The following is a 17,134-nucleotide window of genomic DNA, read 5'->3' as shown; positions in this document are numbered from 1 at the left end:
TAGAATACAATGACCGGCGATAAGTTTTCCCTCTGTTTTCGATTAAGGAAATAAAATGGCTACATTACAAAAACTTGGTGATGAGGCGCAATGCCCTATCAATTTGGCAAAGATGAGAATTGGGCGAGCGCAGGATAATGAAATCATTATCGAAGACGATGCTGTTAGTGGGCATCATGCGGTAATTGTGATGGAAAAGTCCGAGCTGAAAACCCAGGACAATGTGTACTATATTGAAGATCTGAAAAGTACCAATAATACCTTCGTGAACAACAAAGAAGTTTCACGACACGAACTTAAAGATGGCGATATTATTCGCATCGGTCGGATTCGACTCAAATTTTCCACGAAAGAATACGTTCCACCTCAAGAAGATTTACAAAAAACCCAAAAATTGAATAAGTTTATACACGGGTTTTTATTCTCCTAAGGAGTTCCGTCGTTGCCGGGGTTAAGCCCGGCCTCGTGGCGGCTGTGCAGTTGGTGCAGGGTTTGGGTGCACAGGCGCAATCGGCGGCTCAGCTCCAGACTGAGTTGAATGGCCATGGCGGGGCTTTTGTTTAAAATTTTACCAAACTCTCCGCTGGGGATAATCGCCAGGTTACAAGTTTCCAGCGTTTCCACAGAGGCTGAGCGTTGCTCGCAGTCCAATACAGACAACTCTCCAAAATAGTCCCCCGCTTGCATATACCGTAAGGTCACCGCAGTACCCTCGTGGTCAAGAGTGTAAACTTTCACGCGGCCGGAGAGTATGACATACAAAGCGTCCCCGGGATCTCCTTGACGAACCACCGTGGTTCCCTTGGGAACAATTTGGGTGTAGGCGTAATTGCTTAAGGCGTTCAAATCCGTGTCGCCGAGAGACGAAAAAATAGGTATGGACTCCAGAATTGAACGCAACATATGGGTTTTCCCCGCTGGTGTTTTTGTCGCTATGTTAAATGAGACTTATACTTTAATTGTGACTCAGTCAGGGGAAAATGCAACGCTTGCAGCTGTAAACAATGGGCGCTTAAGGAAGGGAATATTAACCGTTATTGACTAAACTGTTCCTGAAAATTCTTGTTTATCTTTTTGCTATTTCTTCACCGGCTCCAGTTCTGAAGCGAAGTAAGGGCCCCATTCAATTCCCTGGTAAGCGGAGTCCCTTTCATAACGGTCAAAAGTCATGAAATAAGTGCCCAGGCAGGGATCCTGGCGGGTAACTTTTCCCGTAGTGCCGACATAGTTGCCCTTGGTGGTGCGTACACGAGAACCGGGTTTAAACAGGGCTTTAGGTAGTTTGGGGAATTTCTTCCCTACCGTGGATACCGGTGCAGTACTGATTTTCCGTGGTGGAGTGATAGCGCGTTCAGTGTCTCGGGTGGCTGCATGACGGGCTCGGTCCGAAGTTCGGCTGATTTGCTTTACGGCAGCGTGTTTCAGTTGCGTGGTTTTCTTGTCGGCACTGGATTTGCGAGAGGCTGCGCTCGATTTTTGTGCGGCTTTCGCTTTGGGCGTTGCCTTTTTCTTCACGCCGGTTTTGGTTTTGCCTTTGGGGCTGTGCACCGCTTTTTTTACGGATTTCTTAACACCGGCTTTTTTCTTGACGCTTTTCTTTTGAGCGGCGCTTTTGACTGCACCACGTTTTTTTGCTGTTGCTTTTTTCTTTACAGTGGTCTTTTTCTTGGTAACAACGCGTTTCGCAGCCGTCTTTTTTGCGGTTTTCCTTTTTGCAACCTTCTTTTTTACAGCCTTCTTTTTTGCAGCCATAGCAGTCTCTACTTACAATTACTTTACAAAACCATTACTTTACAAAACGGATGATGATCGTTGTTTCAATATTGGCGGTGACAATATTCGTATCAATATTCGTATCAATATTGTGTCGTAAATCGGCAGGAACCGGCATTACTTTAGATCCACTTTAGTAAAACCGGTCGCAAAACCCGGTATAAATGCCATTCAGTTACAAATTGGATTTCCAGCCAATTTCATATACGGTGTCATCAGTGCTATCCAATGGTAGTTTACCTTTGGCATAACTGACATAGGTGCTGCCATATTCGATAATAAAAACGTGGTATGTATAAAGGTCCAGTTCTGCGTTTTTTACCATGGCACTTGCACCCAGTTCCCTATAGTAACGAGTATTGGCGCTGAAATAAATGGGGGCGTTGTTCTTATCGCTGAACCCTAAGCGAGTCTTGAATGCAAGCGAAGCGCTGCCGCGGTAATAGGGTGAAGTATCACCCACACTGGCTCTTGGGTCGTTGTGTTCCGGTTCAATCCAGGCAAGCCCCAATTGCAATGAAGGTAGTGCCGCGCCACTTGGCACAAAGTTCTCGCCGGAAAGCATGCGAATTAAAGCAAAAGGATAGTCCAGTATGTTGAGCTGTGCTGCGAGTGTGCTGTGAGAATAATCATCGGTTTGATGGTAGGATAAATAGGCAGTGCTGAAATCCAGCCCCACTGTTCGCTGTCGGCGCGAAAAAGTCTGGTCTGATTCCATACCCAGATACATACGTGCACTCATGGATAAGGCGGATATTGGAGGTAATTGTCTGTGCAAATCGACCAGGGATTTATTCAGCGAGTTGTACTTTGGGTCTGCGCTATCCAGCTTGCTCAATTTCTCGGCCAGTTGTTGCTCTTGTTTGTCTGTGGACGGTTTGGGGGAGCGATCGAACCAGATCCCCAAGTTAACCCGTGTATCCAAAAAACTTCGGGGATTGTTGCGGCTGTTAAACGCGATATTGCCGTTGGCGCTTAAGCCGGCAATCAATTCAATCCGACGGTAGCGATTTTCCATTGTGGGAGCTTGAAGCGGCTCAACCCAGGCCGGCTCATCATAGGCATAGCTAAAGCCCAGTGCGGCACCGGTGCTGCCGTTACCGATTTCGAAGCTTTTTAACTCTATATTCAGTTGATCAAAAAAGCTGCTGCGCGCCGGCGCTGCCTCAACGGTGGAGGTGTGGATTATCAGAGCCATGCATAAAATAATGATGGTTTTAGGGTAAAGAGCGGAGGTTTTCAGGGCACGGGTGTCAGTCAGCATGGATTACTCTCCCTTAAAGTAATACAGCTCATCCACGGTGTGGCTCAGGTCCATCAGGCTATTGTTACCGTTGCTTAACACTGAGGTGAGACTGGAAAGGGCTTTGCTTGGAGTGACGCCTTTTTCTCGTACCGCCTCACCCAAGTCTTCGAGGAGGTTGATTAATATAGAGGCAAAAGCACGGGCACGCTGCTTTTGCTCCGCTTTGGTCGCAGCGGCCAGGAAATAGCTAAATTGTTGTAACTTTAAGTCACGGCTTTTTTGGAAACCGAGGGTATGAATACCCAGGCGCCGGGTGATGTACCAGCAATACCGATGCGCCAGATTGTTATTGCTCCAGTCGCTCATTTTATTGCTCCTGCTATGCGGGAATGCTTGTCTATAGCAGCATGCGTGCCAGCAAGAAAAAAGCCGGTTTCCTGATTGACTTGGTATAGGGGCTTTGTTAGTCTGATTTGAATCGATACCAAAATATTTGAGTAAATTTGTCTATTTAAAGATTACAAGATGAACTTCGCATTATTACAGTACCCATTGAATCAGAAACTGCAGCAGGTAAACCTGGTATCTGTGGTGGTGGTGCTGTTTGTGTTCGGCATAACGCCGTAGCGGGTTCAGTTTAACAAAAAACATGAAAACCCCTTCGGCGCAAGCCGAAGGGGTTTTTTTTTGCACTGGCGATAAGTGGCTGGCAAGAGGAAACCAAGATGCAATGTAACGGCGCGGAATTGATAATAAAAATGCTGGAAAAATACGGGATAACGCAGATTGCGGGAATTCCGGGAGGAGCCAATCTGCCTCTGTATGATGCTTTGGTAAAAAGCAATATTCGGCATATTTTGGCAAAACACGAGCAAGGGGCGGGGTTTATCGCTCAAGGGTTTGCCAGGGTAACAGGTAAACCCGGCGTGTGCTTCGCCAGCTCCGGTCCCGGGGCTACTAATTTGGTGACAGCCATTGCCGATGCAAAACTGGACTCCATTCCCTTAATTGCCATTACCGGGCAAGTGGCCACCGGCTTGATTGGTACGGATGCCTTTCAGGAAGTGGATACCAGCGGCATACTGCGGCCGATCACTAAACACAATTGGTTGGTACGCAGTGCCGAAGAATTATTGGAGGTTCTCCCTGCTGCATTTCAACTGGCTACCTCGGGCCGGCCGGGGCCGGTCGCCATTGACGTACCCAAGGATGTACAGCTACAGACGCTGGAAGTGGATACCTTACCCAACGTACCGGCGCAGGCGTCTTTTGCAGTGGATGATGAGATCACCTTGGATCAGATACAGTGGAAGTTGGCCACAGCAAAAAAACCCTTGTTAATGGTGGGGGGCGGCGTGATTCACGCCGATTGCCACCGTGAAGTCCTTGAGTATGCGCAAGCTATGGATATTCCAGCGGTATCCACCTTTATGGGTTTGGGTATATTTCCGAAAAATCACCCTTTGTATTTGGGGATGTTGGGTATGCACGGGGCGCGTTACACCAATTACGCCTTGGAAGAGTGCGATGTTTTATTTGGTGTGGGTGTTCGCTTTGATGATAGGGCCACCGGAAAAGTTTCTGAGTTTTGTCCCAATGCGCAAATTATTCATGTAGATATTGATCGGGCTGAAATCGGTAAAATCAAAACCCCTGTGCTGTCTTTGTGTGCCGATGCCGCTGCTGTCATGCGGTCTTTGTTGTCCCGTTGTGAGCCGGTACAACGACCGGCATGGCGCCGTCGTATTGAACAGCTCAAGAGCCAGTACCCGCTGCCTGTTACCGGAGAAAAGGATGTATTCAAACCCTATGGGCTATTATTAGAGCTGGGCAGGCTTTTGGGCGATGATGTGACGGTGGTTACGGATGTGGGGCAGCACCAAATGTGGGCGGCTCAAGTGTACCCTCTGTGTCGGCCGCGACAATGGCTCAGTTCAGGCGGATTGGGCACCATGGGCTTTGGTTTGCCTTCTGCCATAGGTGCGGCCTTGGCCCAACCTCAACGGAGGGTGGTGTGTATTAGCGGCGATGGTAGTTTGATGATGAACATCCAGGAACTGGCCACTGCCGTGGAGCACGATTTAAACATTACTGTGGTGGTGTTAAATAACGGCCATTTGGGTCTGGTCAGGCAGCAACAGGCTTTATTTTACGGTTCCCGCTTTTCTGCGGTGCGTATTAATGATAGCGTGGATTTTGCAGCGCTGGCCCAAACCATGGGGGCTCATGGGGTGGACCTGTCGCAATGTTCTGATCCGGTTGCCGGACTGAGTGAGGTTTTGCAGCGCCCCGGACCGAGCATTGTTAATGTACCCATAGCCGCCGAGGAAATGGTATTTCCTATGGTTCCACCGGGTGCGGCCAATAAACACGGTATAGAGCCGGGCGTTGTCCCGGCGTGTGCCGGTGCTTAAGCCAGTCCCGAGGCTTTAGCTTGCGCACCCAAGCCGGCTGGAAAAGCCGGCTTGGGTGCGAACCGAGATTCAGCGCGAACGCCTGGAGGTGACATTATGCAACAAACTATAGAGCTAAACGGCAAGTCCATTAGCATCAGTATCAGTGCTAAGGCACAACACGAACTGGGACGCAGGCAATCCCGTCTGTGTGCGGAAATGGAGTTGTATTTCAGCTGTCTGATTCGAAAACAAGTGCGTTTTAAGGAAGCGGCCGCGTGTGATAATGGCGTAGACGTCACGGACCGGTTGACAGTGTCGTTTCACCCGGTAATGACCGAGGTTTGCGGGAAGGACTTTGAGGGTGATGCGCCGCCTTTAACCGATTTTCCTATTCATAATATTAAGCCTTATACTCCAAAATGGTTGTCTATTGATTTTAAAAAAGGGCAGTGGCGGGGAGAATTTGGCTATTAAGGCGTTAACGGATCGCTCCGGTTTGGGGTAAAATGGATTTTTTCAGGATTTGGCATAGGAAGGTAGAATGGATCCGGATATTAAAGAAAACATCGGCCAAAGCGGTACTTGGGGACGAGCCGTATTCATGGTGTTGTTTGGTTTGATTTATTCGGTGGCAGAGGTTGTCCTGCTCATCGTTGTGGTACTGCAATTTGGCTTTGTGTTGTTGAGTGCGGAAAAGAACGAGCGCTTGCTGGTTTTTGGTGAAGAATTGAGCCGGTTTGTTTATCAGGTGTTTTTGTTTCTTACCTATAACCGGGAAGATAAACCCTTTCCTTTTGATGAATGGCCAAAGTCAGAACAGCCGATGTCTGAGCCCGGTGACGTCGACAAAAGCTGACGATAACAAAAGTTTAGGCTTCCTTCCGTTATTCTTTCTTTTTGACTTGGCTCTTTTTAGCTCGACAGAGTGCCGGCGTTCCGCCTGTGCAGGAGCAGGTTTTTCCCGGAGCACAATAACAACGGGCTTTTACAAATTCGCAACCCGGTTTAGTTTCGCAACTGGCCGCTTCGTCCAGGTCTTGGAAGAAATTGAGTTCGCAATGATTGCCTGCCGCACGACATCGATAGGATCGTGGGTTTGTCTGTTCCAAGACGCAACGATCGGAGTTGAGGCAGGCACTCTGGCTTAGTCGGTGGCAGCCATTGGCGGCGGCGAATGCTTGTGTTTGTGTTTGTGTTTGTGGTGTTGCCGGTGCCGGTGCCGGTGCCGGTGTCATCGACTCTGTTGATGTTAACTCCAAAGCAGACGCTGGATTCTCTGCAACAAATGATTCCGCAGCCATGGGCGCAGACTCGGATTCGAGCATGCTTGTCGGTGCGGTGACCCTGGGTATCGGGGCTGTTGGCTGTGCCGATGTTTGCGGTGTTAATCCCATTGAATCTTGTTTCGCTTCACGGCTGCGACTGAGTTCCGGTGTATGGGGTTCTCCGGGTACATAAGATCGAGTCAGTGCTTTCTCCCGGCGTTCACTTGCTTGGGTGCTTGCCCTTTTTTTGGATTCCGCCGCGTGTGGGATTTTTAGTGATAAAGCAGGAGGGGACGCTGCGGTCACATCCGAATCTTTAGCCGGTTTTTGCTTGGCCGCTTGTTTCGACTTCGCCATCTCGGCATGCGGTGTTTGCTCCAGATTGTCTGCCTGCATAATGCCACTTTGTTTGTCTTGCTGGGTCTCTGTGTGAAATGTTTGGTTCTCTTCCGTGCTCGGACTGTCGTCAGGGCCCGGTGTTGTGTGCGGCATTAAATGTTGAGACGGCTGAGATGTTACGGTTTTTGCAACGCTCGGATCAGCAGATGGCGATACGGGTTCATTGAAAGTTTCCAACGGCAGTGGTTCGGGGCTACGGTCTATGAGCTGGGGAGATTCGCGGTCTATGGTCAATAATATACTCACGCTTAAAACCAACACGGCGGCCATGGACATGGGGATGCTCCAATGACTGCCAAATGGGCTGTTGCTTTTAATGGATTTGGCTTCGGCCTGCGCCCGTTTCAAGATGGCGTCATCCAGCTGCGCCGACGGTTGTTCCCGGCTGGTGAGGCGGTACAGCTCCGACAAACGACGCTCAGTGTCATTATGGTCATCATGGTTGGAATTGTTTGGCGTATCGTTCATAAAAAACCAACCATTCCTTCTTTTAGTTTGGCTACGGCATAGCGCAAGCGACTTTTTGCGGTTTCTACATTGACGCCGGTAACGGAAGCAATTTCGAGCAAAGACAATCCTGCTTCCTCTTTTAAAATAAACGCTTCCCGTTGCTCTTCGGGCAATTGTTGCAACAAGGTCAGCAGTCGTTGGCCGGCTTCCAGGGATTGGGCCTGTTGTTCCGGTTGATCACTGCTGCGACTGGGTTCGCAATCTTTGTTGTTTGGATCAGTCGCCTGCGTTAGCGAGATCGCGGTCAAGTTTTCAACGGGGCGCGATTGACTGCGTCGAATATGGTCTACCAGTCGGTTATGGGCAACTTGATATAAATAGGTGGTGAACTTGGCGGTGGATTTGTAACTTTGTCGGGATCGCACAATATTGGTCCAGACGTCCTGGCTCAATTCCTCAGCGATAGCGCCATGCCGGGTTTGGCGTAGGAAATAACGATACAGAGGCGCTTTGTTGCGTCTATACAATTCTGAAAAAGCCTCTGTGTTTCCTTGGCGGTACAGGGACATTAGTTGTTCGTCGGATTTGTCGTTTAGCACGCGCTTGCGAGTGTGATCGTTCAAGGAGCAGACTATACCGTAAATCCTGTCAGCCGGGTATGCGTTTACGCCCGGACTGCCGTACAGGAACGGATGGATTTGAGTCTTAACTGAAGTTGGACGGCACATACTATTTATAAACGCAGACACCCAGTAAATAGGGTTAAAACTTGATCAGAGGTTGCTTCGATTTGTTTGGCTTGCAACTTGCTATTTTATAAGCATTGGCTTTTTCTGTCCGGGAATCCGTTGCTTAGGATCATCCCGGGTTGCGCGACGGCGTCAAAATGTTGACGATTTGTCGTTTTCAAGACAAAGCTATTGGGTAAGATCACGGTTTTGTTACCGCTGTTCTGGTGTGTGAGGCAATGGTTAATATGTTCGAGGTGAATTTTGACGATGTCTGGCTGGAACCGCAAACCTCGACGCCCTCAAAACCTCATAGATCCTCAAGACCGTCGGTCCCAAAACCGTCGTTCCCAAAACATAAGCTCCGACGCACGGGATCAGATACTGCAGCAGTTGTATGAAAACAATGTAAGTATCGATCTGGACGCAAACAGCGGTTTGCGACCCAAACCCAAACCCTATCCTGCCTTTAGTTACCGTAACAACAATTCCACGTTTTGGTTGCTTATGGCCGCTGTGTTGGTGGCTACAGTGTATACCGGCGTCATCATTACCCAGTGGGAATTGCCTTTTGATCAAAATCTATTGGATGTCGCCTGGGAACAAAGCGAGGCGGATGCGCACATAAAGACCGGGTTGGAAACAAAGCATTCCGAGAGTGTAAAAACTGTACAGATGCAGGACGGACCGTCCGTGACAGATGCTGTATCTCCATACCCTAATGTTCCCGTACCCGGCTTGAACACTGAGGAGCACGAACAGGCTATGGATCATCTGGAAAGTCTCAGTTCTCCAGGCGTCCCTTTGGCTCATTTGTTTGGTTTGGGCGTGAGTACCATTGTGATTGATCCGGGGCACGGTGGCAAAGATCCCGGGGCGACAGGTAAACTGGGTACTTTTGAAAAAGACATTGCTTTGGCAATTGCTTTAGAATTGCGGGATCGTTTACAAGCAAGGGGTGAATATAATGTGTTGATGACGCGGGATGCGGATACTTTTGTCTCCTTGAGTCAACGCGTAGCCTTTGCTAATGCCAACAATGCGGATTTATTTATATCCATACACGTGAATTATTTTCCCGGTGAACAGGTTAATTTTGTTGAGACCTTTTACTTTGGCCCCAATAAAGATAAAACTGTAGAAGCTTTGGCTTTGCGAGAGAATGCCGATTCACATTATAATTTCGGTGATTTTAAGGCTATGGTTAAAAAGGTCTCCGATACCATGAAATTTCAGGAGTCCAGGGAGTTGGCCCAATCAGTGCAAGAGAATTTGTTTGCGTATGCAAAGAAAGTCAATCGAAAAGCCAGGGATCATGGCATCAAACCGGCCCCCTTTGTTGTACTATTGGGCATCGATGCTCCCAGCATATTGACCGAAGTGGCCAGTATTAACAGCGAACAGGAAGAATGGCGTCTAAAATCTTCGGTGTACCGTGATAAAATTGCGAAGTTTCTTGAAAAAGGAATCGTAAACTATTTAAATAAAACTATTACATTAGGATCAGGAGGCGGATCGAATGGCGAAGAAAAAGAAAACCTCGCCCAAGCGAAAAAGCACAAGCAGCGCCCCGGCAAAGAAAAGCCGTAGCAGCAGTGCAGTTACACGCACATCAAACGTATTGAGGGTCGGTATTGACCTGGGCACATCCAGAAGCGCCATATCTGCCAGCAATGGTAAGCGTAAGTGGGTGGAGAGTTATGTGGGTTGGCCCAAAGATTTTATTGCTCAAAAAGTGCTCGGTGTGCCCATCTTATATGGCGAAGAAGCTCGTGAGAACCGTTTGTCTCTGGACTTATACCGTCCTTTAGAGCAAGGAGTGATCAAAGAATCCAATCGCAACGAGGAAGCTGTGCGCGAGTTGGTGGCGCATTTATTGGATTTGGTGGAAGTCAAAGAGAGCCAGACGGTCTACGCCGTTGTTGGGGTTCCCTCTGAGTCTTTAAGATCCAATAAGCTGGCTATTAAACGTGCAGCTCAGGATTTTGTGGATTCCTTGATGGTGGTATCCGAGCCTTTCTCTGCTGCCTATGGCCGCCAGGTATTGAATAATGCAGTGGTCATCGACATGGGGGCGGGTACGATAGACTTTTGTATCATGCACGGTTCCATGCCCAGAGATGAGGATCAACGCACGATTGTAGCCGCAGGTGATTATATTGATCAGCATTTATTCAATCAGCTCAAGGAAAAATTTCCAGAGTCGGATTTCAATATGAATATGGTGCGGCTGTGGAAAGAGCAATACAGCTTTGTGGGAAAACCCAAGGGTAAGGTGGAAGTGGAAATCCCGGTCAGTGGCCGTATTATGATCCACGATATTACCGCTGAGATGCAAAAAGCTTGTGAAAGCGTATTGCCGGCTATCATCGAAAACACGCTGGAATTGATTTCCCGGTTTGACCCGGAATACCAGGCGGTTGTACGGGAAAATGTGATTCTCGCCGGTGGTGGCAGTCAGATTCGCGGTTTTGCTCGTGCCATTGAAGAAGCCGTGAGTGAAGATGGGCCGTGTACCGTCACCGTGGTGGATGATCCTATTTTTGCCGGTGCCGATGGTGCTTTGGCTTTGGCTGAAGATATGCCGGATCAATACTGGGAAGATCTATTGTCTGAAGAATAAGTCACAGCTATATCAGACTGGAGAAACCGCCGTTTCTTTGTTCCTCGTTGATACAAGCAGGGGAGACAAAGAGCACGGCGGTTTTTTTATGTGGCCTATCAGGTTTCGCTTTTGGTGTTGCAAATTGCGGTGTCTATGGCCTCCAATCGCAAGCGGTTTATCGCTTGGCCCAAGGCGGCACCTTTCAACCCTTGTTGCATTAAGGTTTGTGCACTAATCCCTTGTGCGGCTTGCAGAGCCTGGCGCAGTACCCGGCCTTGAGGGTAGTCCAAGGTTTCATAACCGGGTCGGCCTCGTGCATCCGCTTCGCAGGCCAGCAGAAACAACTCATAGCGTTCCGGTTTTCGCCATGCATCCAGGTTTTGCAGCAAGTTCAGAATGTCTTCTGCACTGAGCTCCAGAGCGCGATGAAAAAATAAATGATACCGGGTGACCTGCAGGGCCAGGTCTTTGTGATCATTGGGTACACGAAAACGTTGACACAAGGCGTTTACCAGAGGAATGCCGGCGGCTTCATGTTCCCGATGTTTGGGCCACAGTTCCGGTGGTGTTTCACCTTTACCTACATCGTGTAACAAGGCGGCAAACCGTACCCGGCTGTCTTCCGACAAACGCGCGGCTTGTTGTAATACCAACAAAGTGTGTATTCCCGTATCCACTTCCGGGTGGTGTTGTGGTGATTGCGGCACGCCAAACAGTCTATCCACTTCCGGCAATAAGCGTGTTAACGCGCCGCAGTCGCGTAACACTTCAATAAAGCGTTGCGGTTGTGGCATGAGCAAAGCGCGGGAGAGTTCTTTCCAAACCCGTTCCGGCACCAGTGCGTCTACTTCGCCCCGGTTCACCATTTCTCGCATCAGTTCCAAGGTTTGAGGGGCAACCGTAAAACCTTCAAAACGGGCCGCAAACCTGGCTACTCGTAATATTCTTACCGGATCTTCCACAAAGGCGGGGGAGACATGGCGCAATAATTTTTGCTCCAAATCGCGTCGGCCATGAAACGGGTCGATAAGCTTGCCATCCTCACTTTGAGCGATGGCATTGATGGTTAAGTCGCGTCGCTCCAGGTCTTGTTCCAGTGTGACGTTAGGATCGGCAAATACCTCAAAACCGGTGTAACCGGGTGAGGTTTTGCGTTCGGTACGGGCCAGGGCGTATTCGTCGTGGCTCTTGGGATGCAGGAACACAGGAAAATCTCGTCCCACTTGTTTATACCCCAAATGCAGCAGTTGTTCCGCCGTGGCTCCCACCACCACCCAGTCATGCTCCTTGGGAACAAGGCCCAATAAGGTATCGCGTACCGCACCGCCGACCAGATATATCTCCAAGTGTGTATCCTGCAATGGCGCAAAAAGCGCACAATAATCCAAGGGAAACCCATGCTATTATACATTGCTTGGACCTTTGGTGAACCGGTCACCATTTGGTGGAATTATTGCATCCGAGCATCTTATGAAATTTTATCAGGGTTTTTGTGTCATTTTCTCCATAACCGTGTTGAGCGCTTGTTCCAGCGTCGGCTATTACAGTCAATCGGCCATGGGACAACTGAGTTTGTGGTGGAATGCCGAGCCAATCAGCGATTTGCTGGAGGACGAGGCCACCAACGCTCAATTGAAACAACGATTACAACAGGTTTTGGAAATACGCCGTTTTGCCAGTGAACGTTTGGCCTTGCCGGATAATGACAGCTATCGCGAGTATGTGGCCTTGGACCGGCCCTATGTGGTGTGGAACGTGGTAGCCGCGCCGGAGTTGTCTTTGCAAATGCATGAGTGGTGTTTTCCCATTGTGGGATGCCTGCGTTACCGGGGATATTTTGCCGAAGCCGATGCCCAGGCTTTGGGGCAGGAAATGCGGCAGCAGGGTTTGGATGTTGCGGTTTACGGTGTAGCGGCTTATTCCACCCTGGGTTGGTTCGATGACCCCATGCTAAGCACGATTTTGAAACGCAACGAAGCAGCCCTGGCCGGGCTGGTGTTTCATGAATTGGCGCATCAACAATTGTTTGTTAAGGGTGATACGGCCTTTAACGAAGGCTTTGCCAAAACGGTGGAGATCGTTGGTGTACAACGTTGGTTGCAACAGCGTAACTCGCCTGAGTTGAACCAGGCCTTTGCAAAACGACAAAAGTTACGCAAAGAGTTTTTGCAACTGGTGGCGGCGACGACAAAAAAACTCAGGCAATTGTATGCTTCCAGCCTAAGCGATGAACAAAAGCGCCAGGGTAAAGCCGATATCATTGCAGTGATGCACCAGGAATATGCACAGTTGAAACAGTCCTGGGGTGGGGATGACCGTTATGATAAGTGGTTCGCAAAAGACGTGAACAACGCCCGCTTGGGTGCCGTTGCCACCTATCAGGATTACGTTCCGGCTTTTACCCGATTGCTGGAACAAAACCGGAACGACCTAAGTGCGTTTTATCAAGCCGCCGCCGCTATCGGCGACCTGGATAAAGACGAACGAAGCAAAGCAATAGAAGCGCTGCTATCTGAGTAGATCTCGCTCGTTCCGCCATAGGCGAATAAAATCGTAGATACCATCTTACTCACATCGTCACAAGCCCCAAAACAACTGAGCATCGTTGTATTTTTGGGTAAGCCGCCCATGCCCTACTGTCGAACCACCATCGAAGGGGCTGTGCAGAGTGCAACTGTAGAGTGGGCAAGCTTTTTTGCCCACGCGGGCGAAAGGTGAAGTGACTAGGAAACTTCTTACTACCATCGCTTTTCACACGGCAGTTCACGCTGCGACATAGGCATTGCGGATTACGCACTAATCCAATCTTACCCTTATGTTGAGTGGTATTGTAGAGCTGGCTGGCTGATTTAATCCCGTCTGGCATGTTGTCGGTATTGAAAAAATCGACCTCGGGCTTGGGCTTGGGTTAAATACAGCGGTGCAATATTGTCCAGGGATTTGGGTGTCAGATTAAAATCCGCTGGAAATTCTTCCTTACAAACACTGTCGGTGCGCATGGATAAATAATTATCGACGGTAAACAAATGCCCCGGTAACAGGCTGAACACAATAGCTTGCAGTTTGGAAAGCCCTGCCCCTAAACCCCATATCATGCGTTTCTCGCCAATTAATTCTCCGGTATATTGCATCAATTCCTTAAACGTATACTGCTTAGGACCACACAAATTATAGTGTTTGCCGAAACAGGCACGGTTGTCTACGGATTGGCAAATGATCGTGGCCACGTCTTCCACATAGATAGGGGCGAAGCGTGTTTTGGCGCAAGGCAGTAGTATGGGTAAGGGTTTGGGTGTCATTCGCAGCAAGGCAGCAAAGCGATTGAGAAGGTTGTCTTCCGGCCCAAAAATAACCGAAGGACGAAAACTGGTAACGTTGAGGCTTTTGGTGGTGTGTATCAGGTTTTCGGCTTCTCCTTTGGAACGCAAATAACGGCTGGTGCCACGACCGGCATCGGCATGCAATGCGCTCATGTGCAGCAGGCGTTTTACCCGTGTTGCCTTGCAGGCATCAATGACTTTACGCGCCAGTTCCACATGAGCGGCCTGGAATGTTTGTTTTTTGCTACCTTCGTATAAAATGCCCACTAAATTAATCACCGCGTCGCAGCCTTTAAAATGTTGTTTCAGTTGCGCTGCATCGTGTATGTCCGCTTCAATCAATTCTACGGTGGGGAAAACCAGCAGGTCACGATGGTTTTCGCGACGGCGTGTGAGGACTTTGACATGGACTCGGTTCTTTGTGAGCTGATTGACTACATGTTGGCCAACAAAGCCGGTGCCTCCCAGAACGCATATGGTTTTAGCTTTGGTTGAATAACCACCGGTACTGCCTGTATTAGCCACTATCCTGTCCTCGGTTTTGATTGTTATGGAGAGATGAAATTGTGCGCAAGCTGGAGCCGGACGTCAAGGTAGAACCTATCTCAAAATCAATCTTTTCCGTTGATACTTCGTTGTCGCCTTTTTTAGATGCGCATTTACTTCGTGTAAACTCCACTTTTCGATAGATTTTGAGATACGCCCCGATAAAAAACGGCCGCAACTGCGTCCCTGTCGGATTATAATTAGGTCATTAATCCAGTTTACTTTGATGTGCTCACGTAGGAGAAGTCATGTCTTTTGTTTCCATTAATCCCGCCAATAACGAAACCTTGCAAAAATACGAGACCTGGAACGACGACCAACTGAATCAGACTGTATCTCAGGTCTACGCAACGAATGCGGCGTGGGCGGCAACACCCTTATCGCAGCGATGTGAATTAGTGACGAAAATGGCCCAGGTGTTGCGGCAGAAAAAACAGGCATTGGCCGAATTGATTACCCGGGAGATGGGTAAACTCTACGCCGAATCCGAGGCGGAAATTGAAAAATGCGCCGGGGGTTGTGAATATTACGCTGAACACGGACCCGCCTTCATGCAGGATGAAGTGATTCAAAGTGATGCCGGTAAGAGTTATGTAGCCTATCAGCCATTGGGTACGGTACTGGCCATAATGCCCTGGAATTTTCCCTTCTGGCAGGTGTTTCGTTTTGCAGCGCCGGCTATGGTGGCGGGTAATACGGCCTTGTTAAAGCATGCCTCCAATGTGCCCGGATGTGCCTTGGCCATCGAGACATTGTTTCATGAGTGCGGTTTTCCCACCGGGGTGTTTCGCACGCTTATGATTGGTTCGGACAAAGTAGGGCGAGTGGTTGAAGACCCCAGGGTGGCGGCGGTGACCCTGACCGGCAGTGAAACGGCAGGGCGGGCCGTGGCCGCGTTGGCCGGTGCCCATTTAAAAAAATCGGTGTTGGAACTGGGGGGCTCCGATGCTTTCATCGTTTTGGAAGATGCGGATATGGAGCTTACTGTGAAAAACGCGGTAATTTCCCGTTATCTCAATGGTGGTCAAAGTTGTATTGCCGCCAAGCGTTTTATTGTGGTGGAAACGGTAGCTGACACTTTTGTGGCTCAGTTCAAAGCGGCGGTGGAGCAGTTGCAAAGCGGCGACCCTATGGCAGCGGCAACCACACTGGCCCCCATGGCCCGCAACGATTTGCGTGATGAGTTGCACCAGCAAGTAAGCGACAGCATCGCTGGTGGGGCGGTAGCCGTGACCGGGTGTGCTCCGCTGCCGGGGGTAGGGGTGTTTTATCAGCCCGGTATTCTGGATCATGTGAGTGAGGGTATGCGCGCCTACGACGAAGAGTTGTTTGGCCCTGTTGCAATCGTGATTCGAGTGAAAGACGAAGCCGAGGCTATTGCCGTCGCCAATGCCTCCCGCTTTGGTCTGGGGGGCAGTGTCTGGAGTCAGAACACGGCGCGGGCGGAACGAGTGGCCTTGCAGTTACAGTCGGGTGCGGCTTTCGTCAATGGCTTTGTTAAAAGCGATCCGCGCCTGCCTTTTGGCGGGGTGAAAGCCTCCGGTTATGGCCGAGAGCTGTCGCATCACGGCATGCGGGAGTTTATGAACGCCAAAACCGTTTGGGTGCGTTAGCTGTTGTCCAATCACCATCGTTGAGTTCGTGCGCATTTGTAGGGCGGGTTAGCCTGCGTAACCCGCCGAGCAGAAGATAGATTTTCCCCAGCGCCTCTATTATCGTGTAGACGCTGGTTTTGCGTTGCCATTTTTTTCCAGTGTTAAAAGGGCAGATTTAAGCGATAGCCAATCTAATCACATTCTTATATATAGTTATGCGATTTCAGGAAAAACGTATCCCCTAATTTGTCTTACCGCGTCACAGATTTGAGCTTCAAGATACAGCTGCTTTACCGATATAAAAAGCAGTGGTTGAGTTAATTCTGGTGCGTGAGTTTTGCGGCAGCAATAGTTGTAACTCACTGTATTTTCAGTATTTTGGAGAGTGTCAATGAAATTGCATAGTGTGCTTGTGGGTGTCATGCTCGCCGGTGTGGCTGGTATGGGTGTAGCCAAACCGAATTATAACGCCGGTTTTTTGGCGGCAGAATCCCGTGATTATCCGGAAGCGGTAAAGAATTGGGAGCCCTTGGCGAAGAAAGGCGATGCCATGGCCCAGTTTAATATGGCTTTGTTGTATCACAGCGGTTCCGGTGTACCCATGGATGAGAAAAAAGCGGTGGAGTGGTACCAAAAAGCAGCGCAAGGGGGACATCCCCTGGCTCAGGAATATTTGGCAGCCGGTTATGAAGAAGGTTGGTTCGGTTTGCCCAAGGACAAGAAAAAAGCGGCCTTTTGGCGCAAAAAGCTAGGCGAATAAGGGATTGCCTGGATCAGATTGATTATTAAACCGGGCCAAGGCCCGGTTTTT

Annotated in this window: 17 protein-coding genes; 9 read left to right on the top strand and 8 right to left on the bottom strand. The window is 49.4% G+C overall.

The genetic code is table 11. The annotated features are described in order from the left end of the window. The first annotated feature begins 55 nt into the window (after positions 1-55). Positions 56-430 (top strand): FHA domain-containing protein, encoded by a 375-nt coding sequence (locus OEY58_01545; GenBank protein ID MDH5324128.1) that lies wholly within the window; start codon positions 56-58, stop codon positions 428-430. Here OEY58_01545 and OEY58_01540 read toward each other — a convergent pair. The 4 genes from OEY58_01540 to OEY58_01525 form a co-directional block, all read right to left on the bottom strand. Next, positions 427-903, bottom strand: a complete 477-nt coding sequence (locus OEY58_01540) for a cyclic nucleotide-binding domain-containing protein (GenBank protein MDH5324127.1) — start codon at positions 901-903, stop codon at positions 427-429. The two genes, OEY58_01545 and OEY58_01540, sit on opposite strands and share 4 nt — an antisense overlap. 174 nt (positions 904-1,077) lie before the next feature. Further along, positions 1,078-1,752, bottom strand: coding sequence for a hypothetical protein (locus OEY58_01535; GenBank protein ID MDH5324126.1), 675 nt, complete (start codon positions 1,750-1,752; stop codon positions 1,078-1,080). A 196-nt stretch (positions 1,753-1,948) separates the two neighbouring features. After that, on the bottom strand, positions 1,949-3,037 hold the full coding sequence (locus OEY58_01530) for a hypothetical protein (protein ID MDH5324125.1): 1,089 nt from the start codon (positions 3,035-3,037) through the stop codon (positions 1,949-1,951). A 3-nt stretch (positions 3,038-3,040) separates the two neighbouring features. Further along, complete coding sequence (locus OEY58_01525) at positions 3,041-3,385, bottom strand: hypothetical protein (protein ID MDH5324124.1); 345 nt, start codon at positions 3,383-3,385, stop codon at positions 3,041-3,043. A gap of 359 nt (positions 3,386-3,744) precedes the next feature. On the opposite strand from OEY58_01525, the gene ilvB reads away from it, so the two are divergent. The 3 genes from ilvB to OEY58_01510 all read left to right on the top strand — a co-directional run bounded on the left by ilvB (position 3,745) and on the right by OEY58_01510 (position 6,271). After that, a complete protein-coding gene (gene ilvB, locus OEY58_01520; GenBank protein ID MDH5324123.1) occupies positions 3,745-5,433 on the top strand; it encodes a biosynthetic-type acetolactate synthase large subunit in 1,689 nt (562 codons plus the stop codon). 96 nt (positions 5,434-5,529) lie between these two features. Continuing rightward, on the top strand, positions 5,530-5,889 hold the full coding sequence (locus OEY58_01515) for a hypothetical protein (GenBank protein MDH5324122.1): 360 nt from the start codon (positions 5,530-5,532) through the stop codon (positions 5,887-5,889). 67 nt (positions 5,890-5,956) lie between these two features. Next, positions 5,957-6,271: a DUF4389 domain-containing protein gene (locus OEY58_01510; protein ID MDH5324121.1), complete on the top strand. Its 315-nt coding sequence runs from the start codon at positions 5,957-5,959 to the stop codon at positions 6,269-6,271. A 28-nt stretch (positions 6,272-6,299) separates the two neighbouring features. Here OEY58_01510 and OEY58_01505 read toward each other — a convergent pair whose 3' ends face one another. Further along, on the bottom strand, positions 6,300-7,547 hold the full coding sequence (locus OEY58_01505; GenBank protein ID MDH5324120.1) for a hypothetical protein: 1,248 nt from the start codon (positions 7,545-7,547) through the stop codon (positions 6,300-6,302). Beyond that, positions 7,544-8,152 (bottom strand): sigma-70 family RNA polymerase sigma factor, encoded by a 609-nt coding sequence (locus OEY58_01500; protein ID MDH5324119.1) that lies wholly within the window; start codon positions 8,150-8,152, stop codon positions 7,544-7,546. The genes OEY58_01505 and OEY58_01500 overlap by 4 nt, the downstream gene beginning before the upstream one ends. A 375-nt stretch (positions 8,153-8,527) precedes the next feature. Here OEY58_01500 and OEY58_01495 point away from each other — a divergent pair, with 375 nt between their 5' ends. Together OEY58_01495 and mamK are read left to right on the top strand one after the other, a co-directional pair. Continuing rightward, positions 8,528-9,847, top strand: coding sequence for an N-acetylmuramoyl-L-alanine amidase (locus OEY58_01495; protein MDH5324118.1), 1,320 nt, complete (start codon positions 8,528-8,530; stop codon positions 9,845-9,847). Continuing rightward, a complete protein-coding gene (gene mamK / locus OEY58_01490; protein MDH5324117.1) occupies positions 9,777-10,880 on the top strand; it encodes a MamK family actin-like protein in 1,104 nt (367 codons plus the stop codon). The genes OEY58_01495 and mamK overlap by 71 nt, the downstream gene beginning before the upstream one ends. 98 nt (positions 10,881-10,978) lie before the next feature. On the opposite strand, the gene OEY58_01485 is transcribed toward mamK, so the two are convergent. Continuing rightward, a complete protein-coding gene (locus OEY58_01485; GenBank protein ID MDH5324116.1) occupies positions 10,979-12,208 on the bottom strand; it encodes a multifunctional CCA addition/repair protein in 1,230 nt (409 codons plus the stop codon). Between the two features lie 124 nt (positions 12,209-12,332). On the opposite strand from OEY58_01485, the gene OEY58_01480 reads away from it, so the two are divergent. Further along, entirely contained in the window at positions 12,333-13,382 is a 1,050-nt protein-coding gene (locus tag OEY58_01480; GenBank protein MDH5324115.1) for an aminopeptidase, read from the top strand. 329 nt (positions 13,383-13,711) lie between these two features. Here OEY58_01480 and OEY58_01475 read toward each other — a convergent pair whose 3' ends face one another. Beyond that, positions 13,712-14,707, bottom strand: a complete 996-nt coding sequence (locus tag OEY58_01475) for a complex I NDUFA9 subunit family protein (protein MDH5324114.1) — start codon at positions 14,705-14,707, stop codon at positions 13,712-13,714. Positions 14,708-14,976: 269 nt separating this feature from the next. On the opposite strand from OEY58_01475, the gene OEY58_01470 reads away from it, so the two are divergent. Further along, positions 14,977-16,341: an NAD-dependent succinate-semialdehyde dehydrogenase gene (locus OEY58_01470; GenBank protein ID MDH5324113.1), complete on the top strand. Its 1,365-nt coding sequence runs from the start codon at positions 14,977-14,979 to the stop codon at positions 16,339-16,341. Positions 16,342-16,714: 373 nt separating this feature from the next. Then, complete coding sequence (locus tag OEY58_01465) at positions 16,715-17,083, top strand: sel1 repeat family protein (GenBank protein MDH5324112.1); 369 nt, start codon at positions 16,715-16,717, stop codon at positions 17,081-17,083. Positions 17,084-17,134: the final 51 nt, after the last annotated feature.

Source organism: Gammaproteobacteria bacterium (assembly GCA_029882975.1).
Lineage (GTDB): Bacteria > Pseudomonadota > Gammaproteobacteria > SZUA-152 > SZUA-152 > JAJDNG01.
Note: the sequence above shows the minus strand (reverse complement) of the source record. Positions and strands in the feature narration are given on the sequence as shown.